This is a genomic window from Pyxidicoccus caerfyrddinensis (genome assembly GCF_010894405.1).
Taxonomy (GTDB): Bacteria; Myxococcota; Myxococcia; order Myxococcales; family Myxococcaceae; genus Myxococcus; species Myxococcus caerfyrddinensis.
Map to the genome: position 1 here is coordinate 475,364 of NZ_JAAIYA010000009.1, position 25,790 is coordinate 501,153.

Consider the following 25,790-nt stretch of genomic DNA (forward strand, 5'->3'; position numbering starts at 1 on the left):
GCGGCCTCACGGCCGTCCCGCATCCCCGGGTGTCTCCGGGACCTTGGAGGAGACGGCGCGCAGCGGCGCATCGCTCCCGAGGCTGATGAAGGGCGCCCAGTAGTACGGGTGCGGCCGCGACTCGCGCAGCGCGAGCATGGCGTCACGGAGCGCGGCGGAGCGCCCCCGGCCCGCGAGCAGGTGGCGGTAGTAGTCCTCCATGAGCTGGTGCGTGGTCTCGTCGTTGATCTTCCACAAGCTCATCACCACCGTCTCCGCGCCCGCGGTGACGAAGGCACGGCGCAGGCCCTGCACGCCCTGTCCCGGCCTGGCGGCGCCCCGGGCCGTGTCGCAGGCGGAGAGCACCACGAGCTCGGTGCCCCAGAGGTCCAGCCCAGCCAGCTCCTTGGCCGTCACCAGCAAGGTGGAGCGGGGGCGGGCCCTGCCAGCCGGCGTCGGCGCTGCCAGCGCCTCGGGGAGGACCAGGCCCGAGCGCATCAGCGGGTCGGGCGGGAGCTGGACGGCGCCCGAGGCGCGGGCGTCGTCGTCCAGGAAGAAGCCGTGGGTGGCGATGTGGAGGACTCCGGGAGCGGAGAGCTGGAGCAGCTGCTCGCGGGTGGCGTCCGCGCCGAGGAAGAGCTGGGCGTCGGGGAAGAAGCGCTGGACGGACTCCGCTTCCCGTCGCGTCCCGGGAAGGGACGTCCAGGGCTGCTCCGCGAGCACGGCGCGCAGCACGGTGGAGGGCCGCTCCAGCTCCGGTGAGGCGGCACGTCGCGCCTGGCCCCGCTTCGAAGACCTGGAAGCATCCCGGGCCGGCATGGGGCCGAAGTCCGGGTCCGCGAGCACGACCACCGAGCGCGCCGCCGGAAGGCCCGAGGGACGCGGCAACAGCTCCTTGCCCGAGGTGAGCCAGGTGAAGTCGAACGTGTCGACGAGGAAGCCCGTGCCGTCGTGCAGCGCGACGAAGGGAACGAGGCTGAGCTGGCCATCGGGTGCGAGGTAGAGCCGGCGCGTACCGCCCAGGAGCGGCACGAGGGGCTGGAAGACGCGGGCGTGGAGCACCTGGGAAGGGCCCGTGAAATTCACATCACGGCTGCCGATGGCCCGGCTGAAGCGCGAGGCCACAAGGTCGATGGGCGCCGCGAGCCCCAGGTCCGCCGCGCGACTGCTCCCGTCGGGAAAGAGCACCAGCGCCAGGTAGCGGAGCGGGTCCGTGGGCTTCGGCGCATCCGTCGCGCCGGGCCGCGGCACGAGCGGACGGTCCCCGTAGGCGATGAACTCCACCAGCGCGCCGTCCTTCGGGAGCGCGGCGGCGACGCGCTCGACGATGGTGTCGGGAGACGGCAGCGCGGTGAGCGCGCGCAGCGGCGCGGAGCGAGTAGCGAGGCTGACCTCGAGCGCATCGGCCTGCTCGCCGAGCGTCTGCAACCGCAGCTGGTGCTCCGCCGCAGGCACCGGGCCGGGGCCGTCGAGTGACAACCGCGCGAGCTGCGAGCGCAGGGCGCGCAGCTGGAGGAAGCGCTCCCGGTCCGCGTCCCCCAGGCTGCGGTAGACGGCGTGGGAGGTGCCGGCAATCTCCTCGACGGAGCGGCCCTTGCGCAGCAGCACGGCGGACAGGGCGAGGCGCCGCACCCGGGCGTCGTCCGGATGGGCGGCGAGGAGCGCGTAGAGGCGCTCCTCGTCGCCGTGGATGTGCTGGAGGAAGCTCGCCAGGTACGCCTCGGAGAACCCGAGCGACTCGTGGCGGAGGTGCTGCTCGGAGATGTCGAACGCGCGGGCCAGCAGGGGCAGCGCCTCGGCGAGGCGGTGCCGCGCGAGGTGCAGCAGGGCCAGCCGGTTGAGCGTGAGGGCGATGTCGGGATGCCCCTTTCCGAGCGCCGCCTCCTGGATGCCCAGCGCGCGCAGGAGCAGCGGCGCCGCCCGCCCGTACGCGCCCTGGTCCTGGTAGAGGCTCGCGAGCTTGCCGAGCGTGAGCGCCACGTCGGGATGTGTCCCGCCGAGCGCCGCTTCCTGGATGGCGAGCGCCCGCTGGAGGAGCGGCTCCGCCAGGGCATATTCGCCCTGCTTCTGATGGGTGGTGGCGAGCTCGCTCAGGGTGAGCGCGACATCCGGGTGATTTCCGCCGAGCGCCGCCTCCCAGATGGCGAGTGCGCGCAGGAACAGCGGCTCCGCCTGCGCATGCTGCCCCCGCGCCTGCCGCATGAGGGCGAGTCTGTGGAGGCAGATGGCGACCCGGGGATGATTTGCTCCGACGGTGGCCTCGTAGATGGCGAGCGCACGCCGCAGGCGCGGCTCCGCCTGCGCGTCGAGCCCCATCTCCTGGTACGCCACGGCGAGCCGCATGAGCAGGTCGGCGACATCGGGATGCGATGTGCCGAAAACCGACTCGTAGAAGGCCACCCCGCGCTCCCCGCACCGCAGCCACTGCCGGGCCTCCTCCGAGTTGTAGAAGAAGGCCAGGTTGTCGAGCGATGTCGAGATGCGGGGATGGAGCTTTCCGAGCGCGGATGCCTCGCTGATGGCGAGCGCGCGCTCATGGAGCGGCTCCAGCCGGCCCTCGACGTTGATGACCTGCCTGGCGACGTCGGAGGTGTCCTGCGCGAAGGCCGCATCCAGGATGCCCAGCGCGCGCTCGTAGAACGGCGAGCTCTGCCCATAGAGCCCCTGGGTGTCGTAGAGCTGTGCGAGCAGCCAGAGCGCGTCGGAGACCTTGGGATGCCGCGGGCCCAGCGCCGCCTCGTAGGCCGCGAGCGCGCGCAGATAGAAGGCCTCGGCCCGCGCATACGCGCCCTGCTGCTGGTGGAGGAAGCCGAGGCTGGTCAGCGAGTATGCGACGAGGAGCCGGTCCCCGCCGGCCGCCACCTCGTGGAGCGCGAGGGCGCGCGTATAGAGCGGCTCGGCCCGAGTGTACTGTCCCCGGAGCTCGTACACGGCCGCGAGGTCTTCCAGCGACGCGGCGACGTCGGGATGCCCGGGGCCGAGCGCCGCCTCGCGAAGGGCCAGCGCGCGCTCCAGCAGCGGCTCCGCCCGGGCATACTGCCCCTGGAGCTGGTACACGCGCCCGAGGTGGCGGAGCGAGGTCGCCACGTCGAGCGAGCCCCTGCCGGGCGCCGCCTCGCGGATGGCCAGCGCACGCTCCAGCAGGGGCGCCGCCTGCGCATAGCCCCCCAGGTCCGCACGGAGGTTGCCAAGCAGGTCCAGTGACGCCGCGACATCAAGATGGTGGGGGCCCAGGGCGGCCTCCCGGATGGCCAGCGCGTGCTGCATCAGGGCCTCCGCGCGGACGTACTTCCCCTGCAGCCAGAGCACCTCACCCAGGACGTGCAGGCAGCTCGCGACGTCGGGGTGCGAACCTCCCAGCGCGGCTTCACGCAGTGCGAGCGCGCGCTCCACCTTCGGTACGGCGTCGGCGTACCTGCGCGCATCCTCGAGCGCCAGGCCCTCCGCCAACGCCGCCCGTGCAGCCTCCAGGCTCACGGGAGGGCCCTCCGCGGCGAATCCCACCGCGCACCACAGGGCGGCCATGGCCACGCATCCCAGCATTCGCCCCACGTTCGCCTCCTGGTCTCCCCGGCGGCGGACGCCCCCACCCCTCTCCACGCAATCGCCGAGGCGGATGTCAGTATCACATCGCTACTCGACATCAGGATGTGCCCGTGACATCGACGGGCCCGCCCGCCCCTCGTCCTTCCAGGCACTTGCCTCCTGCCCGTGGTTGGAACGGCATGTGCTCTCCCGTCCGGACATGAACCGCTTCGTACTCTTCCTCTGCTGCCTCTCCCTCGCCGCCGGTGCGCAGCCCGCCCCGGCCCCGGGACCGTCCATGCCCGGCCCCGATGATGCCGGGACGGCGCCCTCCTCCGTGTCCGAACCCGCCCCAGATGCCGGCGTGACTTCCATGCCCGTCGAAGTCCGGCCCGGCGCTCCCGCGCGCGTCCGGAGCAGTGACAGCGACGACGAGCGGACCACCGAGGAGCGCAACGAGTCCCGTGACGAGGGCGACGACGAAGACGCCCGGCCCGGCGCCGAGGAGCACAACGAGGCCCGCGCAGAACACGAGCGGGACGAGTGCCCCGACGACTACGGCGACGAGGAAGAGGACACGGACGACTCCGCCATCCTCGCTCCACTCCAGTTCAGCGTGGACGGACGCCCGCTCACGCCCGGGAGCATGGAGCTGCACGGCCTCCAGCGCCTCACGGACGTGCAGGTCCGCGCGCTCATCGGCGCCCCCGTCACGGCCACCGCGGAGCCGCTCACCCCGGGGCAGGCGCAGACCTTCCTCCGCCGCCTCGCGCGCACCGGCCTCTTCGCCCGCGTCGAGCCGCGCCTGCGCGCCTCCGAGCAGGGCCCCGTGGTGCTCGAGGTCCACCTGGAGGAGAACCCCACGGTGACGTCCGTCGAGCTGGAGGGGCTCCAGGACCTCCAGGCCCGCGAGCTGCTGGAGGAGCTGTTCCGCCTCCCCCACCGCTTCCCCTCCGAGGACAACGACGAAGACGAGGACATCATCGCCACGCTGCGCGTGGACTCCCGGCGCGGCACGCTGTCCGTCGTCCGCCCGTGCCCGCCGCCGCGCCCGCCGCGCGAGTGGCTGGCCCGCGAGGAGCGCGGCGAGTACCGCCGGGGCATCATCCTGGGCGGCGTCGCCCAGGCGCTGGAGCGCACGCTCAAGGACTTGCGCGACGACGGCTACCTGCTCGCGAGCCTCTCCGCCACGCTGTACCCGGACGGCCGGCTGGTGGTGACGGTGGACGAGGGCCGGCTGGAGTCCGTGGACGTGGAGGGCGTGAGCCCGGAGATGGCCACGCGGGTGCGCGACGCGTTGGACCTGAAGCCCGGCGACGTCTTCCTGCGCAGTGACGCGCGCCGCGCCATGCAGCGCGTGGAGTCGCGGCTGCCCTTCCTGGAAGCCGCCGACGTGGACGACGATGACGACGGGCTGGACCGCCGGGCGAGCATCATCGAGGAGCGCGTCGCCGACGGCACGCGCCACTACCGCACGCAGGAGGACGAGCGCCGCCACCGTCGCCGGAACGAGAAGGTGGAGTTCGAGCTGAGCTGGCGCCAGCTCGTCGACTGGTGGGAGACCGGCCGCGACGGCGAGGGCATCTCCCTCGACGGCAAGCGCCTCGTCGTCCACGTGCGCCCGCGCCGGCCGGACATGGACGTGGACCTGCTCCCGGTCCACACGCAGGTGACGGGCTTCGCGCCGGGCCTGGCGGGCCACCTGCGCATCTGGGACCCGAAGGACCGCGCGCACCTCACCGCGGACGCGGCCCTCTTCATCCCGCTGCGGCTGGGCGGCCAGCGCCTGCCGGACGACCCTGAGGGCACGAAGCACCAGCGCCGGCTGAACCTGCTGGGCGGCGTGAAGGCGCAGGTGCCCTCCGTGGGCCTCGCGGAGCTGGGCATCCAGGGGCATGACTTCACGGACACGATGGACCGCTGGCGGCTGGGAGACATCGACTCGTACATCTACTCGTTCCTCATCAACCGGCCGGACCGCGAGTACTTCCGCCGCAGGGGCTTCGCGGCCTTCGCCACCTGGCGCTGGGCCGACGCGTGGCTCGCGGGCGTCGAGTACCGGGCCGACCGCTACGAGTCGATGCAGAGCTTCACCCCGCCGCTCACCCTCTTCCGGCGCGACTCGGCGCCCTTCACCAACGAACCGGTGACCGAGGGCCACTTCAAGTCCGTGGTGATGCGGCTGGAGTACACCAGCAACGCGGAGGCCGGCACGCGCGTGGGCTCGCTCTTCCGCACGCCGGAGACGTCCCTCTTCGAGCGGGATGGCGACTGGGAGCACAGCGCGTCCCTGCGTGGGCTCCTCACGCTGGAGGTGGGCGACGGCCCCGGCGCGGATGAGCGCTTCTGGAAGCTGGTGAGTGACTTGTCGCTGGACGTGCCCACCGGCTGGAAGACGGGGGTGCACCTGCGCGTGCGCACCGCCGGCGGCGACAACCTGCCCGAGCAGAAGCGCGAGGCGCTGGGCGGATGGACGGCGCTGCGCGGCTACGGCTTCAAGGAGTTCCGGGGGGACGTGTCGCTGCTCACCACGGCGGAGTACCGGTGGCACGTGTTCGGCGTCTTCGCGGACGTGGGCTCGGTGCGCGTGGACGAAGAGTGGACGGAGGCGAGGCTGAGCCTGGGCGGCAGCTTCCACTTCGGTGACGACGTGCGGTTCGACGTCGCGTGGCGCACCGACGACAAGGCCACGGCCACTCCCGAAGCGCGACTGCTCTTCGTGCGGACCTTCTGAGGCGTATGGCACGGACGTGGATACGGGCGGGCAGGAGGCTCGGCGCGGCGTGGGTGGCCGCGGCGGGACTGCTCGCGCCCATGGCCCGCGCGGAGGAGCCGCGCGCGGCCTGCACGGCCACCCTCTCCGGGCGGCGCGTCGTGGTGCGGCCGGAGGCGTTCGCCTTCATCTCACCGGAGCTGGACCGGCTGGTGCGGCTGGGAATGGCGGGCCGGGTGGAGGTGGAGGTGACGCTCTGGAAGCGCCGCGCGATGTGGTTCAACGCGCGGGTGGATGAGGCGCGGCTCACGCAGGTGCTCGCCTTCACGCGCGGCGGCTACGTGCTGGATGGACGCTCGCTGCCGGAGGGGCCGGGGACGCTGGAGTTGGAGCGCGTGGCCTGGACGCTGGAGGAGCGGCCCGGGGCGGAGGACCGCTTCGTGGTGCAGGTGGAGGTGCGGCTGCACGTGGTGACGGCCGCCAGCCTCGGCCGGGTGGCGTCGTGGCTCACGCAGGAGAAGAACGCCCGCGAAGGGGAAGGCTCCAGCCTCACCAGCACCGTGCTCCGCTCCGTCGCGGAGGATTTGTCACGAGGCGCCTCCGGGCGCTGTGACGTCAGCCGCGCGCCCTGAGCCGCGCGCAGCAATCGCAGACATCGCCCGCGACACACGCGGGCCCCCAGGATTCATGGACTGCCCGGCGCATGCGCCGAGGCGAGGAGGACCGTCATGTCCCGTTGGATGTCCCTGTTGCTCGTCATGGCTTCGGCGTGTGGTCCGTGGCCCGAGCCCCTCTCACGTCCGCTGGACTTCGACTCCGTCGCGACGGAGGTCCTCGCGCAGGCGCGGCGATTCATTCGCACGGAGCCCCGGCGGACGGTGCATGTCTACGTCCCCGACGGAGTGGAAGCTGGGGGTAGCCACGTGCCGCTCCTCTACCTGGAGGAAGGACGGGCCCTCTTCTTCCCCGAGGGTGCGGCGAGCACCGCACGCGCTGTGGTGCCCAGACCGAGCGAGCTGGTGCTGCTGGGGCAGCGGCGAGACATCGTCATCATCGCGGTCGACGCGGAGCCTTCCGCCGGCGCTGGCCTTGCACTCGGCATCCTTCATAGGCTCCGTCCATGACGAGCCCGCTTCCGAACCCCGCCCCTGTCCACGCCGAAGCCTCCCCGCATCCGCTGCTGGCCGCCGCCGAGGCGCTGTTCCCGCGCCTGTCCGCGCGCTCGGATGAAATCGAGAGCGCCCGCCGCCTGCCGCCAGACCTGGCGGCGGAGCTGGCCCGGGACGGCTTCTTCCGCATGATGATTCCGGAGTCCCTCGGCGGTCTGGAGCTGCACCCGGCCGTGTCCTTCCAGGTGATGGAGGCGCTCTCGAAGGCGGACGGCTCCACGGGCTGGTGCGTGATGATTGGCGCGGCCACCGCGCTGACCTCCGCGTATCTCTTCGAGCCCGCGGCCCGCGCCATCTTCGCCCGTCCGGACGTCATCACCGGCGGCGTGGCGGCGCCCATCGGCCGCGCCGAGCGCGTCGAGGGTGGCTACCGCCTCAGCGGCCGCTGGCCCTGGGCGAGCGGCTCGCAGCACTGCCACTGGCTGGTGGGCGGCGGTGTGGTGACCGAGGGCGGCAAGCCGCGCATGGTGCGCGAGGGCGTCCCGGAGACGCGCACGTTCTTCTTCCCCGCGGAGCGCGCGGTGCTGCACGACACATGGTTCGCTTCCGGGCTGTGCGGCACCGGCAGCGGAGACATGGAGGTCAAGGACCTCTTCGTGCCGGACGAGTACAGCTTCTCCCTCGTCACCCAGCGCCCGCACGTCGCTCGCCCGCTCTACGGCTACCCCTTCGGTCTGCTGGGGATGGGCATTCCCGCGGTGGCGCTCGGCATCGCCCGCCGCGCCATCGACGAGCTGAAGGCGCTGGCCGTGCAGAAGACGCTGATGCTGGAGCGGCGCCTGCTGGCCGCGCGCCCCGCCGCGCAGGAAGCGGTCGCCGACGCCGAGGCCACCGTGCGCTCCGCCCGCGCCTTCCTGCTGGAGGCCCTCCACACCATCCACGCCGAGTCCACCCGAGGCCCCGTCTCCGTGCGCACCCGCGCCGAGCTGCGCCTGGCGATGACGCACGCCACCCGGGCCTCCGCGCGCGCCGTGGACCGCATGTACGAGGCCGCGGGAGGCAGCGCCGTCTTCCGCTCCAGCCCCCTGCAGCGCTGCTTCCGCGACGTCCACACCGCCACCCAGCACGCCATGGTGTCCCCGGCCACGCTGGAGCTCACCGGCGGCCTGCTGCTGGGGCTCGAGCTGCCCACCTTCACGCTGTAGCAACGACGAGGGCCCGGCCCCACCTGCATCTCAGGCGGAGACGGGCCCTTCCCTACCGCGGACTCACTGGCAGCTGCCGCTGTCCTTGTCGAAGAGGGCCGTGAAGTTGGCGCCGTTGTTGTAGACCTGCAGCTTCTTCAGGCCGTACCCCATGGCCGACTCGCTGTTGTACGCGGCCTGGTACCCGGACATGAGCCCGTTGACGTAGACGTGGGGCGCGCAGCCGCTGGCATCATTGGCGATGTAGGCGAAGCGCGGAGGGCTGAAGGTGGGGTCCGCGACGATGTTCTCCACGTGCAGGCCCTGCGCCGGGAGCGAGGCAATCTCCGACTCGGCGTACGCCTCCGACGCGGCGTAGCGCAGCCAGCGCGTGTTGGCGTCGGTGTTGCTGAAGAGCACCGCGTAGTACTGCACGCCGGCCTCGCGGTACGGGAAGAAGTCCTCCACGCGCCAGCTCGAGTTCACCACGTACGTGGTGTAGAGCGAGTCCAGGCTGGCCTGCGTCAGCCGGTGCTCGAAGCGCGTCAGCTCGTTGGTGCGCAGCTTGCCGAAGATGGTGCTGTAGCGGGCCTTGCCGGCCGAGTCGATGCGGATGCGCGTCTCGCGCGGCACGTAGCTGGACTGCTTCCACTGGTCCACCACCGCGTCGAAGCTCGCGCTGTCCAGCCCGGCCTGCACGCCCCAGTTCCTGTCACTGGAGTACTGGTACGAGCCCGCCACGCGCAGCACGCCGCTCTGCTCGTAGTAGCTGAGCGTCTTCGGGCGGTAGCTCATGCCGCTGTAGTACTCGGGCAGCTCGACGAAGGTGTCCCAGGTGATGTTGTGGAAGTCCGGGTAGTGCGGCATCCACAGGCGCGGGTAGTACGTGCTCTGGAAGGCGTCGTAGCAGCCGGTGGAGACCTTCTCGTAGACGCCGTACGGGTCCACCTCCACGGTGACCTTCGGGTCCGTGGGCGTGGGCGCGCCGATGTACACGTGCAGGTGGTTGTTGGCGTGGTTGCTGGCGGGCTCGCCGTCCGTGGCGAGCGTGCCGGCCGTCATCGTGTTGCCGGACTTCGCAATCTTCTGCCCCTGGGTGACCCACTGGCCCAGGGAGACGGGGATGGCGTCGCTGTCCGTGCCCCACGAGGGATGATTGGGGTAGTTCTTCGCCATCAACTGGTAGCGCGCACAGCCGTCGTTGCCTACGGGGCACGTCGTCGCCTTGACGGCGGCCACGTCGTGGGCGCGGCCGTTCCGCAAGTGCATGTAGAAGCTGTAGAGCTTCTTCCCGTTGGCGCCGGTGTGCTCGATGACCACCGTGTTGCCGCCGCCGCCGGCGGGACCGTCGAAGTAGATTCCGATGACCTTGCCATCCGCGATGGCCAGCACGTCGAAGCTGGGGTCCTTGTCGTCGGGCGTGTTGGAGCGGCTGATGTCCAGGCCGCGGTGGATGCCGCCGCTGTTGTAGCGCCAGCCGTGGCCCAGCTTCACCTCGGTGCCGGAGAGGTACGGCGAGTTCGCGGTGAAGGGCAGCTTCAGCGGCAGCGGCGTGCGCAGGTTGCGCAGGAAGCTCTGGGCCTCCGTCGCGGTGGCGAAGGCCGAGTAGGGACTCTTCAGGTGCGTGAGCATCCGGTTCTGGAGGTCCGTCTTCAGCGCGGAGGCCGGCAGGGCGTCCACGACTTCGCGCCACTCGTCCAGCTCGCCACCGGTGGCGGTCTCCAGCGACTCGTAGCCGGAGGGGTCCGGGGTGACGCACGTCTCGGCGAGGGTACCGACCAGCTCGGGCTGTTCCTGCTCGCCCAGGCTCATGGGCTGACCGTCGTCGAGGGGAGCTCCACACGCGGTGAGGACGAGTGGGAGAAGCGCCGCGGAAGAAAGGGTCTTGAGATTCATACCCCCTCAACGAGGCCTGCCCGCAATCTTCCTCACGGCGACTATTCGTCAACTCCGGGCGGCGAAGCGTTGAGAGCCGAGCACCCACATCCATGTGACACGCGGCGCCATTGAGGTGCCCATGCGCCGTTCCTAGGGTGGCCGGCCACACACACCGGTGTGCGTGCCCCCGTGGCACGGGAGGAGGAACCATGAGCCTGCAGGACAGCTACAAGGACGTGCTGGACGTCGCGAAGACCGTGGGCGCGCAGGTCGAGTCTCGCGAGGAGAACGGCAAGCTCATCATCAAGGGGAAGGCGAACTACGCGTTCGACCGGGACCGCATCTGGGACCAGATCAAGGCCAGGCACTCGAACTGGCAGAGCGAGGTCATGGTCATGCTCGATGTGACGAACAACGAGCACTACGGCGTCTACACCGTCAAGTCGGGCGACACGCTGAGCAAGCTCGCCAAGGACATCTACGGGGACATGAAGCTCTACCCGAAGATTTTCGAGCTCAACAAGGACCAGCTGAAGAACCCGGACACCATCAAGGTCGGCCAGGTGCTGAAGCTGCCGCCCAAGTCCATCGCCAACGCCTGATGAAGTCCCGCTGACCTGAAGGGCCCGGAGCCGCGTGCTCCGGGCCTCTTGCTTTCTGACGGCCTACAGCCAGCTCGCCTCGCGCCGGCCCAGCTCCGCCAGCACGCGCTCCGCGGCCTTCACGCCGAACCAGTTGGCCTCCTCGAAGAGGGCCATGCCGCCCAGGTCCGTGTGCGCGAAGTGCAGGCTGCGCCCCAGACTCTCTCGGGCCGCCTTCTTCTCCGCGCCCCACATGAAGCCCGGCGAGGGCCGCACCATGGCGTGCCCCCAGCGCTGCACCTCCAGCCGCTGCGCCTGCTCGGCGAGGCCCGGGTGCGCGGGCAGCAGGTCCGCCATGACGAGCGCCTCCCAGTCCGCGTAGCTCGCCGACAGCGCCTTCTCGCGCTCCGCCTTCGCGTCCGCGCCGGCCATGGGCAGGTACCAGGTGAGCACCGTGGGGCCGCGCTCGTCCTGGCGCAGTTGCTGATGCGTGGCGACCACGTAGCCCAGGCTGCGGCTCTCGTAGAAGACGTTGTCCCAGGCCAGTGGGAAGCCGCGCGAGCGCGGCGGCGAGGACAGCGTCAGGTTGGCCACCACCCAGGGCCCGTAGGTGAAGGCGCCCAGCCAGTCGGGGCGCTGCGTCCGCCAGGGGGCCACCACGTGCGCCGCCACGAAGCGCGGGCAGGCCAGCACCACCTGTCGCGCCTGGAAGGAGCGGGGCCTTCCGGTGCCGGCCTCCAGCGCATCCACACGGCAGCCGCCCTCGCTCGGCGTCACGGTGTGCACCAGCACGTTGCGCTCCACGGCGGCGGGCGGGAGCGCGGACTGGAGCTGCTTCACCAGCCGGCCATTGCCCTCGGGCCAGCTCAGGAAGCCCTCGCTGCGCTCCCCCTTCCCGTCCTGCCGCGCGGCGAAGTACCAGATGCCTGCCCACGCGGAGACGTGCTCGGACGTGGTGCCGTAGTCGTCACGGCAGGCGTAGTCCACCAGCCACTTCAGCCGCGCCGACGTGAAGCCCTCGCGGGTGAGCCACGCGGCCATGCTGAGCGCGTCCAGCGCCGTCCACTCCGCGTCGTCGCTGGACAGCCCGGAGGGCACCGCGAAGGCCTTGCGCCCCTTCGCGTCCCGGGCGGCGGCGAAGGCGTTCATCCGCGCGTCGAAGCGCTCCAGCTCCGCCAGGTCCGCGGGGCTGGCGCCCGCGCGCAGGTAGAGACCCTCGTACCAGTGGCCCCGGTAGAAGAGGCGCTCCTCCGGCTCGTGGATGAGCAGCGACTCCTCGAAGGCGGGGTGGCCCTCCGCGTCCACGCCGGTGACGGCGCCCATCTCCCGGAGCAGCCTCACCACGGGGCCCCGGTCCTCCAGCGGCGCCGGCAGGTAGTGCGCGCCCCACGGGTACGCCGACACGGCGTTGTGGCCGGAGCGCGAGGTGCCACCCGCCTCGGCCTCCAACTCCAACACGCGCACGCCCTTCACGCCCGCGCCCGCCAGCCGCCACGCGGCGGACAGGCCCGCCACGCCCGCGCCCACCACCAGCACGTCCACGGGCTCCAGCACATCCGCGCGAGGCAGCGGCCCGCCCCGCAGCTTGTGCCCCACCTCCACCGCACGGTCGACGATGGCGCCGGGCACCGGCTCACGCGGCCCGGTGCGCTTGCACGCGCTGGCCACCGCCGAGCCGAGGAACGCGGCGACGAGCTCCCGCCGCGTCAGTTCCACCGCCGCCACTCCTCCTCGTAGTAGTGCACCAGCACCTGGTTGTTCAGCCGGTTCACCTCCGCCGGCAGCGGGCCCATGTCCGGAGCGAACTGCGTGAGCGACTCCAGCGTGGGCTCGTCCAGGAAGAGCAGCCCTTCCGGCAGCGGGCGGTGCCGTCCCGGCACGTCGTGCGCCACCAGCACGTAGCCCCACTCCCCGAAGGACGGCACCAGCGCGTGGTACGGCTGCGTCCAGAAGCCCGCCGCCTTCAGCGTCGCCGCCACGCACCAGAAGGAGCGCCGGGCGAACAGCGGGCTGGTGCTCTGCACCACCGCCACCCCGTCCGGCGCCAGCCGCTTCTTGAGCAGCTTGTAGAAGCCCGTCGTGTACAGCTTCCCCAGCGCGAAGTTGTTCGGGTCCGGGAAGTCCACCACCACCACGTCGTACTGCTCGTCGCCCTCCGCCAGGAAGCGCATGGCGTCCGTGTTCAGCACCCGCATCTTCGGGTCCGACAGCGAGTGCCCGTTGAGCTTCGCCAGCTCCCCGTAGCCCGTCGCCAGCCCGGTAATGGCGGGGTCCAGGTCCACCAGCGTGACGGAGCGCACCTGCGGGTGGCGCAGCACCTCGCGCGCGGCCAGCCCGTCCCCGCCGCCGAGGATGAGCACCCGCTCCACCTTCCCCGCGCGCACCATGGCCGGGTGCACCAGCGACTCGTGGTAGCGGTACTCGTCGATGCTGGCGAACTGGAGGTTGCCGTTGAGGAACAGCGAGAACCCGCGCTTGCCGCGCGTGAGAATGATGCGCTGGTACGGCGAGCTGGACGCGTGCACCACGTCGTCCGCGTAGAGCTGGTCCTCGTAGAACGTCGTCAGCCTGTCGCCGAGCACGAAGCCCACCAGCAGGAACACCGTCAGCACCACCGCCTTGATGCGCAGCCGCAGCGGGTTGCCCAAGAGCGGCGCCAGCAGCCACGTGCTCCACAGCCCCACGGCCGCGTTGAGCACGCCGAACAGCAGCGAGGTGCGCACCAGCCCCAGCTTCGGCACCAGCAGCAGCGGGAAGGCGAGGCTCGCCGCCAGCGCGCCCAGGTAGTCCAGCGACAGCACCTGGCTGACCAAATCCTTGAACTTGAGCTGGTCCTTCAGGATGCGCAGCAGCAGGGGAATCTCCAGCCCCACCAGGGTGCCAATGGCAATCACGCTGCCATACAGCGCCACCTGGAACATGCTCGTCAGGGTGAAGGTGAGGAACAAGAGCGGCGCGCACAGGCCGCCCAGCAGCGCCACCGCCAGCTCCACCTCCACGAAGCGCTGCGCCACCCCGCGCTCGATGTAGCGCGACAGGTAGCTGCCAATGCCCATGGCGAACAGGTAGCCGCCGATGACAGTGGAGAACTGGGTGATGGAGTCCCCGAGCAGGTAGCTCGCGAGCGCCCCGACGACGAGCTCGTAGATGAGCCCGCACGTCGCGATGACGAGGACGGTGATGTACAGCAGCGTTCTGTTCAAGTCGTCACTTCACGTCGAGCGGGGCGGGGGCGTGGGGCGCCCTCAACCACCGATGGCGGCCGCCACGATGATGGCCAGGCCGATGATGAAGGAGCCGATGACGATGCCGACCGCCGTGTTCTGGTCGACCTCCAGCTCCTTGTTCACGTCGAAGGGGAGGATGAGGCGGATGACGTAGAAGCCCGCCACGAACACCGCCAGGCCGATGAGCGAGTAGATGACGCTCGCCAGCACTCCATCCAGGCTCACCACCACACCGAGCAGCAACATCACTTGCCTCCCTGGTAGCCACCGGTCCACAGCAGGATGCCGCCCGGCCCACGCCGCACGTTGCCCGGCACCTGGTCCTTCTGCTCGTTGCTGAAGGGCGACCAGCCCGTCAGCGACAGCGCCGCATAGGCCAGCAGCACCAGCCCACCGAAGTACTTCATTCCGTGCCTCCGTGAGTCATGGACCTAGTCCGCGAAGTTGCTCTCCGACCACCGCTGCGTCTCGAAGCCGTGTGAGCGGAACAGCGCCCACGCGGGGCCCACCAGCAGCAGCACGAAGGCGAAGCAGAACCAGCCCCCCCGGGGAGCGTCGTGCGTCAGCTTCACGTTGAAGGCGCGCGGGCGGGCCGGCCCCGGGTCGAAGGACGCCGTGGTGCGCAGCACGTACTTGCCCGGCGGCAGCGGGGACAGCGTGGTGCTCCCCGAGTGTGAGCCCTCGCTCCATGAGCCGTCGCTGTCACTGCCGCTGTAGTAGCTCAGCTCCTCGTAGAACCCCACCACCTCGCCCGTGTCCTGGTTCACCAGGTCGCCCTGGATGCCCAGCCAGTCGTTGTCGAGCCCGGCGGCGGACACCTCCACCTCCACGTTGCCGCGCTTGGGCAGCTCGAACGGCTCGCTGAACTTCATCGCGGCCGGCGTGCCGGGCTGCGCGTCCGGGGGCACCACCACCGCCATCTCCTGCACCACGCGGTTGTCCGCGCGCACGGTGAAGAAGCCGGCCATGACGAGCAGCCCCATCAGCCAGACGAGCGTCCACAGCATGGTGGAGCGCATCCCCGCCGAGTGCGGGTTGGGCTGGCTGGGGGCGATGCCCTGGGGCGACGGCAGGGACTCCTTCAGCTTGAAGGCGTCCTTCACCACGCCGGGCGCCAGGTACTCGCCGTGGGTGTACGTCACCTCGTCCTCGGTGGCGTCGACGTTCACCGAGTACGGCGGCGCCACGTACTCCGTGGCCTTCGCCCACTCTCCCGCCGTCACCTCCCAGTAGAACTCGCCCTGCACGGCCTCCGTGACGGCGGTGACGTTCTGGAAGGCCTTGTAGCGCCGGCTCTCGTAGAAGGCGGCCACCATGGGTGCCAGCTGCACGTCACCGGCGGCCATCGGCTTGAGGAACACCCAGTGGCCGTTGGAGTGCATCAGCCACGTGAAGCCGCGCGCCGGGTGGTAGAGGAGGTACTCCTCCCACGGGTAGCGCACGCCCTCCACGGTGCACGAGCGCACCAGGTAGCCGATGCACAGCCACTCCGTGCCCTCCAGCGTCCCCTTCGCTCCGAGCGGGATGAGGGGCGCCTCGGTGGGCTTCTCCAGCAGGCGGAGGAAGGACAGCTGCCCGTGGCTGACGTCCAGCAGCGCGCCGCAGTAGGGGCACGCCACGCGCAGCGACTTGTCCGGCGCGCGCAGCTCCAGCGGGCCGTTGCAGTTCGTGCAGCGCGCCTGCTTCATCTCCACCTTGCGCGCGCGGGGGCGGAGCTGGCTCGCGGCGATGCCGAGCTGCTCCAGCTTCAGCGCCTCGCCGGTGAAGACCTCCGGGTCCTGCCCGCGGGTGCCGAAGTCCAGCGTGAGGAAGGTCCCCTTGCCGCCGGTGGCGTCCACGTACCAGGCGTCCTGCGTGGGGTCCACGTCGCTGGGGAGCTGCCCCTCCGCGGACACCACGCGCCCGTGGCCGCGCTCCTCGATGACCCAGGCGCGATTCCGCAGGCGCAGTCGCTCGCCGGGGTGCAGTTCCTCCAGGACGAGGCCCTGCTCCACGCCCGCGTCGAAGAGCAGGTGGAAGGCGCCCTCGGACTCGCTGATCCACCCGGTGCGGTCGTCGTCGAACTCGACGTACCACTCGTCCCAGGGACCCGCGCCGTGGTCCTTCTGGAGGTGGCCGACGATGCGGTAGCCCACCTTGGCGTATCTGCCCTCCGCGCCCAGCTGCAGCGGCGAGTCGGTGGGGACGATGCGGCCAATCTTCCCGTGGGCCTCGAACGTGGCCCCGCTGCGCGCCACCACCGTCTGGCAGTGCACGCACACCACCACCTGCGCCGAGCCGGCGGTGAACTCAATCAGCACACCGCATGATGGGCACTGTCCCTGCTGCGTCACGCCACCCCTCCCCGCTTCAGCTCTCGCACGTGGCTGGAGGCCGCGCCCAGGTGCCGCGCCAGCAGGGACTCGAAGTCCGGGCGCGCGCGGGTGCGGCAGCAGTAGACGTTGAGCGCGGCGAAGCCGTGCTCGGGGAAGGTGTGGATGGTCAGGTGACTCTCCGCCAGCAGCGTCAGGCCGGTGATGCCCCCCGGCTCGGGGAAGACGTGCCACTGCGGCTGCCCCACCACCTTCAGGTGGAGCAGGACGATGAGCTCCTCGAAGAGCGCGGCGAGCGTGGCCGCGTCCTTGAGGCGCTCGGGCGCGCAGCCACTGGCGTCAACCAGCCACTCCTGTCCGGTGGTCAGCGTCGGAACCCCTCCTGCGTGACGGCTTCTTAGCATGCCACCTGCCCTCGAAGGTGAGTCCATGTCCGCCATCCGGGCAGGCGTGGTGGGGCCGTTGGCGCCCGGGGACGGCTTCCCGGTACGCTTCCGCGGAAGATGACGCAGTCGCTGCCCGACGTCGCCCTTCCGCCGCCCACCCCGACTCCCGCCCCGGCCCGCGAGTCGGGCGCCATTGCCCGGCTGTCGCGAAGCCTGCGCGGCCTGCCCCCCGCGGAGCGCTGGTGGGGCCCCGGCTGTGGCGGCCTGGCCGGCTGGCTCCAGCGCTCCGCGCAAGCGCTCCCCGGCGAGGACCTCACCCCGCGCTTCAAGACCTTGCTCGCGCGCGTGCGCGAGGGCGAGCCGGTGCTGCCGGACGCGGCGAAGCGGCACCAGTACGTGTTGGTGCGCGGCATGTTGGGGGACGAGCTGCCCGGCTACCTGCTGGACAACGTGCAGCGGCTGGAGCGCCGGGGCCTGGACGTGCTCGAGGCGCCGGTGGACACGGAAGGACTCATCACCGACAACGTGGCGGTGCTGCGCGAGGCGCTGCTGGACGCGGAGCACTTCGGCCGCTCGGTGGTGCTGGTGGGCCACAGCAAGGGCGGCGTGGAGTGCACGGCCACGCTGGCCCTGCACCCGGAATTGCGCCGGGTGGTGCGCGCGGTGGTGACGCTGCAGGCGCCCTACGGCGGGTCCTCCCTGGCCCATGACCTGGCCACCACGCCGGACATGCGGCGGCTCATCGACTTCGCCTTCCCTCTGCTGTTCCATGGGGTGTCCCGGTCCGTGGAGGAGCTTTCCTATACAAGTCGGATGGAGTTCATCCGAAAGCACCCCTATCCGGCCGGCATCCCCACCGTGTCGCTGGCCACCTCGCGCCTGTCGCGCCTGTCCAGCCTGTACCCGCTGCAGCGCTACCTCCGCGACAGGTACGGCTACGCGTCCGACGGCCTGGTGACGGCCCTGGACGCGGAGGTGCCCGGCGCGGGCGTGGTGCGCCTGGACGACATGGACCACTCGGAGGCCGCGCTGCGCGCCCTGCCCGGGCTGAGCCGCTATCACCCCGGTGACCTCACCGAGGCCATGGTGGCCCTGGCGCTCGACGCCCGCTGACAGCTCCCCAGGCGCCCTGTCTCAGGGTGCCGGCGCGGTCAGCTTCACCTTCTTCATCACGTGGTCGACGGTGGCCAGGTGCAGCGCCAGGTCGTACAGCCGCCGGGCGAGCGCCGCGTCTTCCTTCACCGCCTTGCCCAGATCCTTGCGGGCCACGCCCGACAGGCCGGCGAGGTCGTCGATGAGCGCGTCCGTGGCCTTCTTCTCCGGCTGCACGCCGTCTCGCGTGGCGATGGCCCGCAGCGCCAGGGCCAGCGTGAGGCGCCGCGCCGCGTCCGCGCGGGTGAGCGGGTCTTTCTGCCACCCCTCCAGCGCCTCCTGCAGCTCGTCCGGCTGGAAGGCCTTGCGGGCGAGGATGGGGCGCTCGGTCTCCGCCCAGCGGCGGCGAATCTCCTCGTTCACCAGCGCGGTGGACAGCGACACCTGCGTGCGCTCCACCAACACGTCCATCACCCGCTCCTGGGTGAGGCGGTCCATCTCCTCGGTGCGCTCGCGGGCCAGCTCGTCACCCAGGTGGCGCATGACGTCCGTGAGGCTGCCCATGCGCAGGCGCTTGAGCAGCTCCGGCGAGTCGTCCGCCAGGAGCCGCAGCTCCTGCGCCGCCTTCACGTCGAGGAGGAAGCGCGCTGTCTGCCCGCGCAGCGACTCCACGGCGTAGGTGTCCGGCAGCTTCAGCTCGATGCCAAAGGACTGGCCCACCTTGGCGCCGGGCAGCGCCTCGAAGAAGCCCGGCAGCACCGGGTCGGCGACGACGTACGTGCGCCAGTCCTCCCGCGTGGAGAAGGGCAGCAGCCGGCCGTTGGCGAAGCCGAGCACGTCCAGGAGCACCTCGTCCCCGGCGCCCACGTCCTCGCCTGGCTTGCGCTCGCGGCGGTCGGCGTACTGGCGGCGGAGCGCATCGAAGCGGTCGACGAGGTCCTGCTCCGTCAGCGGGGCCGGGGGCACCAGGGCCACCGTCAGCCCGTCCAGCGAAGGGGCCGTGACGGTGGGGATGTCCACCGGCTCGGTGCTGTCCAACGAGAAGGCGGCGGGCATCCGCTTCATGATGCCGAGCGCATGAAGCTCGGCCAGCGAACGCGCTCCGCCGCCCTTCGGTTCATCCTTCGTCGTCATGGACGCAAGTATGCGTCGAGACGGATGCGGCTAGAAGAACGAGCCGACGAAGCTGGACACCGTGGAGACAGCGGCGCCCACCTGGCTGACCACCGGGATGTTGGTGGCGGCGGCGATGGAGCCCAGCGCGGTGACGCCAGCGGTGATCTTCTTGCCCGGCGAGGCGTTCGGGTCCGCAATCGTGCTCACGGCGGCGGCGGTGTCCGCCACGGCGATGGCCACGTTCAGGCCCGGGGCGAAGCGGCCGGCCGCGCGCGCCGCCGCGGTGCCACCTTCGCGCAGGGCGGTGCGGGCGGCGTTGGCGCCCAGGCGGCCGGCGGTCTCCAGGCCCTCACCCGCGGCACGGGCGGCCACGTTGCGCACCACCTGGCGCGAGGCCCCCTGCACCGCCTCGCGGGCGGCGGCGCCGACCACGCGGTTGGTGACAGCGCGGGCCGCATCGGGAGCCGCCTGCGTGAAGGCGGTGCGGGCCGCGTTGGCGGCGGCGCGGTAGTTGCTGACGTTGCCGGCCGTCTCCAGGCCACCCTTCACCACGTTGAGGCCGGTGGAGGCGGCGCTGGCCACGGAGCCCGCCGCCTTGTTGGCGCCCTCCAGCGAGGGGTTGCGGAAGAAGTCGCGCGTGTCGCGGAAGGCCAGGTAGGCGGCGCCCGGAAGCTGCGACACGCTGGCGGCGGTGCCCGCGGCGCCGGCCCAGCGCGCCCCACGGGTGTTGACGCCCTCCACGGTGGGGGCATTGGCCCGGCCCGGAATCTCCCAGGGGCCGAAGCGCTGCGGGCCCGGGGCGTTGCGCACCTGGGTGGCGGCCACGCCGTCGGAGATGGACTTCGCGCCGTTGGCGACCTGGCTCACCCGGTTGTGGCCCGTCTCGAACCGGTCCGCCTGCCCCTGAGCCGGGGCCGGAGGCCGGGGCGGAGTCGGCGTGGGCCGCGCCGTCGGGGTGGGCGTCGTGGCGGGGCGGGGCTCGTTACGGATGGGCGCCATGCGAAAGGGACTCCAATGGGATCTTCACGAATCGCTACCCGGATCATCGGGCCATCCGCCGCCGAGTTGCTTCGAGGCCGGGGCCTTTATGTCTTTTTTACTCCAGGTGCGTGACTGTGGACAGGGGGCTCCCGCGTAAACCCCTGGAATCCGTTGAAGGTGGCGTTTAGGTTCGCCCGCCATGCGGACCCGAATCCTGACGACCGTCCTCCTCTGCCTCTCCCTCGCCGCCTGCAAGGACTCCGACAAGAAGGAGACCTCCAGCGCGCCCCCGCCTGCCGCCGAAGCCCGGCCCGCGCAGCCCTCGGGGAGTTCCGCGCAGGCCCCCGCCGCCACGCCGCCCGCCGAGGCCGCCGCCTCCGGTGAGTGGACGAAGAAGGTGGAGGCCGGCCAGGAGGTCTACGCCACGCTGAACACCAACCAGGGCGCCATCGTCGTGCGCCTGTTCTCCAAGGACGCGCCGAAGACGGTGGCCAACTTCGTGGGCCTCGCCACGGGCGAGAAGCCCTGGACGGACCCGAACAACGGCCAGCGGGTGACGGGCAAGCCGCTGTACCAGGGCGTCATCTTCCACCGCGTGATTCCGGGCTTCATGATTCAGGGCGGAGACCCCACGGGCACCGGCCGCGGAGACCCGGGCTACCGCTTCGAGGACGAGTTCCAGAGCGGCCGCACCTTCAACAAGCCGGGCCTGCTGGCCATGGCGAACGCGGGCCCCGGCACCAACGGCAGCCAGTTCTTCATCACCACCTCCACGCCGGACTACCTCAACAACAAGCACACCATCTTCGGGGAGGTGGTGCAGGGCTACGACGTGGTGGAGAAGATCTCCAACGTCCAGCGCGACTCGCGTGACAGGCCCCAGACGCCGGTGGTCATCGAGAAGATTTCGATGAGCGACCAGGCTCCGGCGGGCGCGAAGTAATGGGGGGCCGCACCGCTCGGCGCCTCACCACGCGGCTGGGTGAGCTGGAGTGCAACGTCGTCGACGCGCTCCCCGAGGGCGCGGCGCCCGAGTTGGCCGTCATCCTCTGTCATGGCTTCGGCGCTCCGGCGACGGACCTGGTGCCGCTCGCGCCGGAGCTGATGTCGGTGGAGGCGTCGCTCGCCGACCGCGTGCGCTTCATCTTCCCCGGCGCGCCGCTGACGCTGGCGGAGTGGGGCATGCCCGCCGGACGCGCGTGGTTCCACCTGCCCGAGGCCATCATGCGCGGGCAGCTCCGCGACTGGGACCTCTTCGCCCGCGAGGTGCCCCCGGGCCTGCCGGCCGCGCGCCGGGCGATGATGAGCGTGGTGGACGCGGTGTCCGCCTCCATGAAGCTGCCGTACGGCCGCATCGCGCTGGGCGGCTTCAGCCAGGGCGGCATGCTGACGACGGACGTGGCGCTGCGGCTGGAGGAGGCGCCCGCCGGCCTGTGCATCCTGTCCGGCACGCTCACCTCGGAGGCGGAGTGGCGGCAGAAGGCGCAGGCCCGCAAGGGGCTGCCCGTGTTCCAGGCCCACGGCCGGGACGACACCGTGCTGCCCTTCGCCGCCGCCGAGCGCCTGCGCGACGTGCTGACGGAGTCCGGGCTGGCGGTGGAGTTCCACCCCTTCGACGGGCCGCACACGATTGACTCCGAGGAGCTGGAGCGGCTGGCCGCGTTCCTGGTGGCGCGGCTGGGAGGGCGCTGAAGGCATGTACCACGCGAAGGAGCTGACGGTGTCCACGCGGGGCCGCGGCTTCACCGACATCACCGGCGAGGTGCAGCGCGCGGTGACGGAGAGCGGCGCCCGGCAGGGGCTGTGCACGGTGTTCCTGCACCACACGAGCGCGTCCCTGATTCTGTGTGAGAACGCGGACCCGGACGTGCGGCGTGATTTGGAGTCCTTCTTCGCGCGGCTGGTGAAGGACGGGGATGCGCTCTTCGTGCACGACGCGGAGGGGCCGGACGACATGCCCGCGCACGTGCGCACGGTGCTCACGCAGAACTCCTTGAGCATCCCCGTGAAGGACGGCGCCGCGGCCCTGGGCACGTGGCAGGGCGTCTACGTCTGGGAGCACCGCACGTCGCCGCACCGCCGCCGCGTCACCGTGTCCGTGGTGGGGTGAGCGCGGCCCGGCAGTGGACCGCGCCCGGGTCAACGACTCAGTTGGCGCAGTAGAAGTCAATCGGGGATTGGTGGAGCGGGCTCACCGTCATGGTGGCGTCCACCACCTGGAGCAGCGGCACGATGACCCTGACGGCCGGCGCTCCCGGACCCGGCTCGGTGCAGGAGAACTTCTGGAGCCGGGCCCCAGGGGCCATGAGCGTCGTGTAGACGGACCCCGTGGTGTAGTCGTACCCATCCATGCCCCAGTAATACGTGTAGGGCGCGACGCCGCCCGTCGCGGTCGTCAGGCAGTAGATGAACGACGTGGACGTCCGGTTGCACGAGAGCGTGACGGACAGTCCCGCCTGGGAGGTCCCCAGGGCGGAGTCCTCCGCCGGCGCGGAGTCGAGGTCCTCCGGGGAAACACCACCACAGGCCATGGACATCAGCGCCGCCGGAGCGAGGAAGAGAGCATCACGAAGGGAGAAGCGTCGCATCAGGTCTGACTCCACGCAGATGAGGCGCGGGAATGCGCCTCATCCGAGAAGACAGAACACACCTTCAATCGGAATCAAGTAACACAAACAGCCTGATTTCAAAGGCCAGACGTCCAACAGCCCCGCTACCGCTCGCGGTGCGCGGTGGCGGCGACGGTGACCTTGCGCTCGTGGCCCTTCGCTCGCGCCTGTCCCCGGATGCGCACCCAGGAGCCGGGGGCGTCCGGCGTCGCGTGGACCATGGACCAGCCGGTGGGCACCTCAGGCGCGGCCCAGGTGTAGAGGGCGCGGGCGTCCTTCGGCGCCAGGTTGATGCAGCCGTGGCTCATCGGGTCGCCGAAGCGGTCGTGCCAGTAGGCGGTGTGCAGCGCGAAGTCGTCCTGGAAGAACATGGTCCACGGCACCGTGGCCACGCGGTACGTCTCGCCGCCCGTGGTGCCGTTGCCCGTCATGTCCGCCTCCGCGAACTTGAGCCAGATGCGGTAGAGCCCCTCCGGAGTGTCCGTGCCCGGCTTCCCGGAGGAGATGAGCGTCGCGTACACCGGCCGCTCGCCCTCGTAGGCCACCAGCACCTGGGCCTCCAGGTCCACGTCCAGCCACCGCTCGCCGGGCTCCACGCCGGGCGGCGCGGGCGTGAACCAGGCCACGTGCAGGTCGTCCCGGGCCACCCAGTGATTCTCCGAGATGAGCACCCAGTTGCCATCCGCGGACAGCTCCCGCACCGCCACCAGCGTGCGCGGCGGCAGCACCGTCTCCCGCGCGGCCTTCGCGTCCGGCGCCACGCGCACGTCCACGTCTGCATCCGGCCGCTTGCGGGACTGGGCCCACGCGAAGGGCGTCGGCAGCTCCGCGAGCAGCTCCGCGCTCACGCCCTCGAAGGAGGAGGGCCGGTACTCGCGCAGCACGCGCGCCTCCAGGTACTGGCCGTCCGCGGTGCGCCAGAAGGTGCGGCGGCCCACGCGCACCTGCCCGCGCAGCTGCACCGTCACCGAGCCCTTCAGCAACACACCCTTCTTCTTCTTCCGAGCCAGGGCGAGGCTCGGGTACGCGCGCACGCGCCGGCCCACCACGCGCGCGTAGATGCCCGGCGTCAGCTCGCCCTCGCGCAGCTTTGGCAAATCCCTCACGCGGGGCTCGCGGAAGTTGGGCTCCAGGTAGCGGTCGCAGACCCAGCCGCGCGGCTCGATTCGCACCCACGCGTCGCAGTCCGGCCCGCGCATGGCCGTGTCGCCCTGCCAGCGCACGCGCATGTCCTGGGCCACCGTGCCCAACGGCGGCGCATCCCGGCGCGGCTCCTGGCGCACGGCGATGGAGCGCCTCACCCGCAGCGAGCCCGCGTCGGGCGCATAGGGAATGGCGAAGGGCGCCGTCCCCGCGTCCGCGCCGCCGACGGGCTCCGAGTCCGGCTCGAACTCCTCGGGGTCCAGGGACGGGTCGATGTCGCCGAGCACCAGCCCCGTGTCCTCCAGCGGCTCGCCATCGGGACCGAGCACCAACTCCGCGCCCGGGTTCTTCCGGTCCGGGATGACGACGAGCTGCTCGGCGGGCGGAGGCTCCACGTCCTCCGCGTCCCCATGCGGCGCGGGCCTGGGCATGGCGCTGAGGGCCGGGTCGTTCGCGAGCGCTGGGCCCTCGGCTCGCGAGTCATCGGAGCCGGCAGGCAAGGAGGCCACCCTGGGCGCCGCCTTCGCGTCGATAGAGGCCGTGCCACCATCCGTGCTCGAAGCCGGCGCGGTCCGCTGCCACGCGGCGAGCAGCTCTTCCGAAGAGGGGCCGTTGCCGAGGTCCTGCGCGCTCGGGCCACCGTCGGAGGACGGGGCGCTTCCAGCCGCCGGTGCAGCGGCCGTGACGGAGGGCTCGCCCGCTCCCGTCCGCGCACCGGCCGTGACGGCTCCCGTTTCCACCGAGGCATCGGCGACGAGGGCCAGCGCACCCGAACTGACGTCAGGCTGGAGCACCGCCACCCGCGCCACGCCTGCGTCAGGCTCGAGGCCACCCTGCGCGGGCACGACGGCCACCGCCACGCCGCCAGCGACTCGCGACTCCTCCGGCTGGGAAGGAGGAGCACACGCGAGACCGGGCAGGAGCAGAGCGAGCGGGAGCCAACGACGCATGGATGCGACACGCTACGTAGGTGCCCGCCGAGTCACAACGTCGTCCGAGGTGAGGTTGCCTGCGCTCCACTCCGCGCGGGTGTGCATACCGTGCGCCCGGAGCGGCGGTTGTCACATGCAACGGAATGTATCAGCCCGAGCGAGCGGAACCGCCGCTCACTTCCGCGAGCCGACCGTGAGGTACGCGTTGAACAGGCCGACCTGGGGACCGGTACCCAGCTCCGCGGAGACCTTGTCCAGCAGGGCCCGCTCGACGCCTCCCCACCTCTCACCGAGCGACCGCCGCGCCAGCGCGATGGGCGCGGCCGAGCGCACCATCGCGTCCACCAGCGCCGCCGTTGAAGCGTAGTCCACGCGCGCACTCACCTCGTGCACGGAGACGTCGGCGAAGCCCGCTCCGGACATCTCCCGCTGGCACGTCTCCGGGTCCGACAGCGGCATCATCCCGTCGCGCGGCGCCCCGCCCCCTCCCCCGCTCATCAGCTCCGCGAAGCTCCGGTAGAACACGTTCATCGCGGGCGAGCGCTCCAGCGGAATCCAGCTCGACACGACGGCACGGCCTCCGGGGACGAGCACCCGCAGCAGCTCGCGGAAGCCGCGTGGACGGTCGGGGAAGAACATCAGCCCGAACATCGAGAACGCCGCGTCGAACGTCCTATCCGGCAGCGCCAGCGCCATGCCGTCCCCGACGAGCGACTCGACCTCCAGCCCCTCCGCCGCCGCGCGCTCGCGCAGCGTCGCAATCATCCGCGGCGCGAAGTCCACCGCCGTCACCCGCGCGCCGCCTCGCGCCGCGATGAGCGCCAGCGTCCCGGGCCCGGCCGCCACGTCCACCACGCGTGAGCCCCGCCCCACCGCGACCCGCGCGAGCGCGTCACGGGCGAAGTGCTCGAACACGGGCTGCAGCTCGCGCACGTACTCCGGCACGACGAGCTCCCAGGCATCGGGGATGGCGAGGGGCGACAGGGTCGACATGGGGAAGCTCTCTCCAGGAAGGGGATGCGC

22 protein-coding genes are annotated in these 25,790 nt (G+C 71.4%); 9 read left to right on the plus strand and 13 right to left on the minus strand.

What is annotated here, in order from left to right; translation table 11 throughout:
- Positions 1–6: 6 nt before the first annotated feature.
- Entirely contained in the window at positions 7–3,504 is a 3,498-nt protein-coding gene (locus tag G4D86_RS53875) for a CHAT domain-containing tetratricopeptide repeat protein (RefSeq protein ID WP_163996342.1), read from the minus strand.
- Positions 3,505–3,877: 373 nt separating this feature from the next.
- Here G4D86_RS53875 and G4D86_RS24115 point away from each other — a divergent pair, with 373 nt between their 5' ends.
- The 4 genes from G4D86_RS24115 to G4D86_RS24130 all read left to right on the plus strand — a co-directional run bounded on the left by G4D86_RS24115 (position 3,878) and on the right by G4D86_RS24130 (position 8,531).
- Positions 3,878–6,238 carry a BamA/TamA family outer membrane protein gene (locus G4D86_RS24115; RefSeq protein WP_240360441.1) on the plus strand — a complete coding sequence of 787 codons (2,361 nt, stop codon included), beginning with the start codon at positions 3,878–3,880 and terminating at the stop codon, positions 6,236–6,238.
- Positions 6,239–6,243: 5 nt separating this feature from the next.
- On the plus strand, positions 6,244–6,849 hold the full coding sequence (locus G4D86_RS24120; RefSeq protein ID WP_163996344.1) for a hypothetical protein: 606 nt from the start codon (positions 6,244–6,246) through the stop codon (positions 6,847–6,849).
- 96 nt (positions 6,850–6,945) lie between these two features.
- A complete protein-coding gene (locus tag G4D86_RS24125) occupies positions 6,946–7,341 on the plus strand; it encodes an alpha/beta hydrolase (protein WP_205519703.1) in 396 nt (131 codons plus the stop codon).
- Complete coding sequence (locus tag G4D86_RS24130; protein ID WP_163996345.1) at positions 7,338–8,531, plus strand: acyl-CoA dehydrogenase family protein; 1,194 nt, start codon at positions 7,338–7,340, stop codon at positions 8,529–8,531. Before G4D86_RS24125 ends, G4D86_RS24130 begins: the two co-directional genes overlap by 4 nt.
- Positions 8,532–8,594: 63 nt before the next feature.
- Here the strand turns inward: G4D86_RS24130 and G4D86_RS24135 are convergent, their stop codons facing one another.
- Positions 8,595–10,406 carry a M23 family metallopeptidase gene (locus G4D86_RS24135; protein WP_205519704.1) on the minus strand — a complete coding sequence of 604 codons (1,812 nt, stop codon included), beginning with the start codon at positions 10,404–10,406 and terminating at the stop codon, positions 8,595–8,597.
- A gap of 191 nt (positions 10,407–10,597) precedes the next feature.
- On the opposite strand from G4D86_RS24135, the gene G4D86_RS24140 reads away from it, so the two are divergent.
- Entirely contained in the window at positions 10,598–10,990 is a 393-nt protein-coding gene (locus tag G4D86_RS24140) for a LysM peptidoglycan-binding domain-containing protein (RefSeq protein ID WP_163996347.1), read from the plus strand.
- Positions 10,991–11,053: 63 nt separating this feature from the next.
- On the opposite strand, the gene G4D86_RS24145 is transcribed toward G4D86_RS24140, so the two are convergent.
- Genes G4D86_RS24145 through speD form a run of 6 tightly spaced genes read right to left on the minus strand, consistent with a single transcriptional unit; the run spans position 11,054 to position 16,912 of the window.
- Positions 11,054–12,685 (minus strand): FAD-dependent oxidoreductase, encoded by a 1,632-nt coding sequence (locus G4D86_RS24145; protein ID WP_205519705.1) that lies wholly within the window; start codon positions 12,683–12,685, stop codon positions 11,054–11,056.
- Positions 12,676–14,172, minus strand: coding sequence for a polyamine aminopropyltransferase (locus tag G4D86_RS24150; RefSeq protein ID WP_163996349.1), 1,497 nt, complete (start codon positions 14,170–14,172; stop codon positions 12,676–12,678). Before G4D86_RS24150 ends, G4D86_RS24145 begins: the two co-directional genes overlap by 10 nt.
- Positions 14,173–14,214: 42 nt before the next feature.
- Complete coding sequence (locus G4D86_RS24155; protein ID WP_163996350.1) at positions 14,215–14,442, minus strand: DUF350 domain-containing protein; 228 nt, start codon at positions 14,440–14,442, stop codon at positions 14,215–14,217.
- Complete coding sequence (locus G4D86_RS52205; RefSeq protein WP_205519706.1) at positions 14,442–14,603, minus strand: hypothetical protein; 162 nt, start codon at positions 14,601–14,603, stop codon at positions 14,442–14,444. Before G4D86_RS52205 ends, G4D86_RS24155 begins: the two co-directional genes overlap by 1 nt.
- 24 nt (positions 14,604–14,627) lie before the next feature.
- A complete protein-coding gene (locus G4D86_RS24160; RefSeq protein ID WP_240360442.1) occupies positions 14,628–16,529 on the minus strand; it encodes a DUF4178 domain-containing protein in 1,902 nt (633 codons plus the stop codon).
- Positions 16,526–16,912, minus strand: coding sequence for an adenosylmethionine decarboxylase (gene speD / locus G4D86_RS24165; RefSeq protein ID WP_163996351.1), 387 nt, complete (start codon positions 16,910–16,912; stop codon positions 16,526–16,528). Before speD ends, G4D86_RS24160 begins: the two co-directional genes overlap by 4 nt.
- A 99-nt stretch (positions 16,913–17,011) precedes the next feature.
- Between speD and G4D86_RS24170 the strand changes: the two genes are divergently transcribed.
- Positions 17,012–18,007, plus strand: coding sequence for a PGAP1-like alpha/beta domain-containing protein (locus G4D86_RS24170; RefSeq protein ID WP_163996352.1), 996 nt, complete (start codon positions 17,012–17,014; stop codon positions 18,005–18,007).
- Positions 18,008–18,028: 21 nt separating this feature from the next.
- On the opposite strand, the gene G4D86_RS24175 is transcribed toward G4D86_RS24170, so the two are convergent.
- Together G4D86_RS24175 and G4D86_RS24180 are read right to left on the minus strand one after the other, a co-directional pair.
- Entirely contained in the window at positions 18,029–19,120 is a 1,092-nt protein-coding gene (locus G4D86_RS24175) for a trigger factor (RefSeq protein ID WP_163996353.1), read from the minus strand.
- 30 nt (positions 19,121–19,150) lie between these two features.
- A complete protein-coding gene (locus G4D86_RS24180) occupies positions 19,151–20,101 on the minus strand; it encodes a hypothetical protein (RefSeq protein WP_163996354.1) in 951 nt (316 codons plus the stop codon).
- 181 nt (positions 20,102–20,282) lie between these two features.
- Between G4D86_RS24180 and G4D86_RS24185 the strand changes: the two genes are divergently transcribed.
- Genes G4D86_RS24185 through G4D86_RS24195 form a run of 3 tightly spaced genes read left to right on the plus strand, consistent with a single transcriptional unit; the run spans position 20,283 to position 22,193 of the window.
- Positions 20,283–21,026: a peptidylprolyl isomerase gene (locus G4D86_RS24185; RefSeq protein WP_163996355.1), complete on the plus strand. Its 744-nt coding sequence runs from the start codon at positions 20,283–20,285 to the stop codon at positions 21,024–21,026.
- Entirely contained in the window at positions 21,026–21,775 is a 750-nt protein-coding gene (locus tag G4D86_RS24190; RefSeq protein ID WP_163996356.1) for an alpha/beta hydrolase, read from the plus strand. Before G4D86_RS24185 ends, G4D86_RS24190 begins: the two co-directional genes overlap by 1 nt.
- Positions 21,776–21,779: 4 nt before the next feature.
- The gene (locus G4D86_RS24195) at positions 21,780–22,193 is read left to right on the plus strand and encodes a secondary thiamine-phosphate synthase enzyme YjbQ (RefSeq protein ID WP_163996357.1); all 414 of its coding nucleotides are present in this window, start codon (positions 21,780–21,782) and stop codon (positions 22,191–22,193) included.
- A gap of 37 nt (positions 22,194–22,230) precedes the next feature.
- Here G4D86_RS24195 and G4D86_RS24200 read toward each other — a convergent pair whose 3' ends face one another.
- The 3 genes from G4D86_RS24200 to G4D86_RS24210 form a co-directional block, all read right to left on the minus strand.
- On the minus strand, positions 22,231–22,671 hold the full coding sequence (locus G4D86_RS24200) for a hypothetical protein (protein WP_163996358.1): 441 nt from the start codon (positions 22,669–22,671) through the stop codon (positions 22,231–22,233).
- 125 nt (positions 22,672–22,796) lie between these two features.
- The gene (locus G4D86_RS24205) at positions 22,797–24,785 is read right to left on the minus strand and encodes a L,D-transpeptidase family protein (RefSeq protein ID WP_163996359.1); all 1,989 of its coding nucleotides are present in this window, start codon (positions 24,783–24,785) and stop codon (positions 22,797–22,799) included.
- Positions 24,786–24,941: 156 nt separating this feature from the next.
- A complete protein-coding gene (locus G4D86_RS24210) occupies positions 24,942–25,760 on the minus strand; it encodes a class I SAM-dependent methyltransferase (protein WP_163996360.1) in 819 nt (272 codons plus the stop codon).
- Positions 25,761–25,790 lie beyond the last annotated feature (30 nt).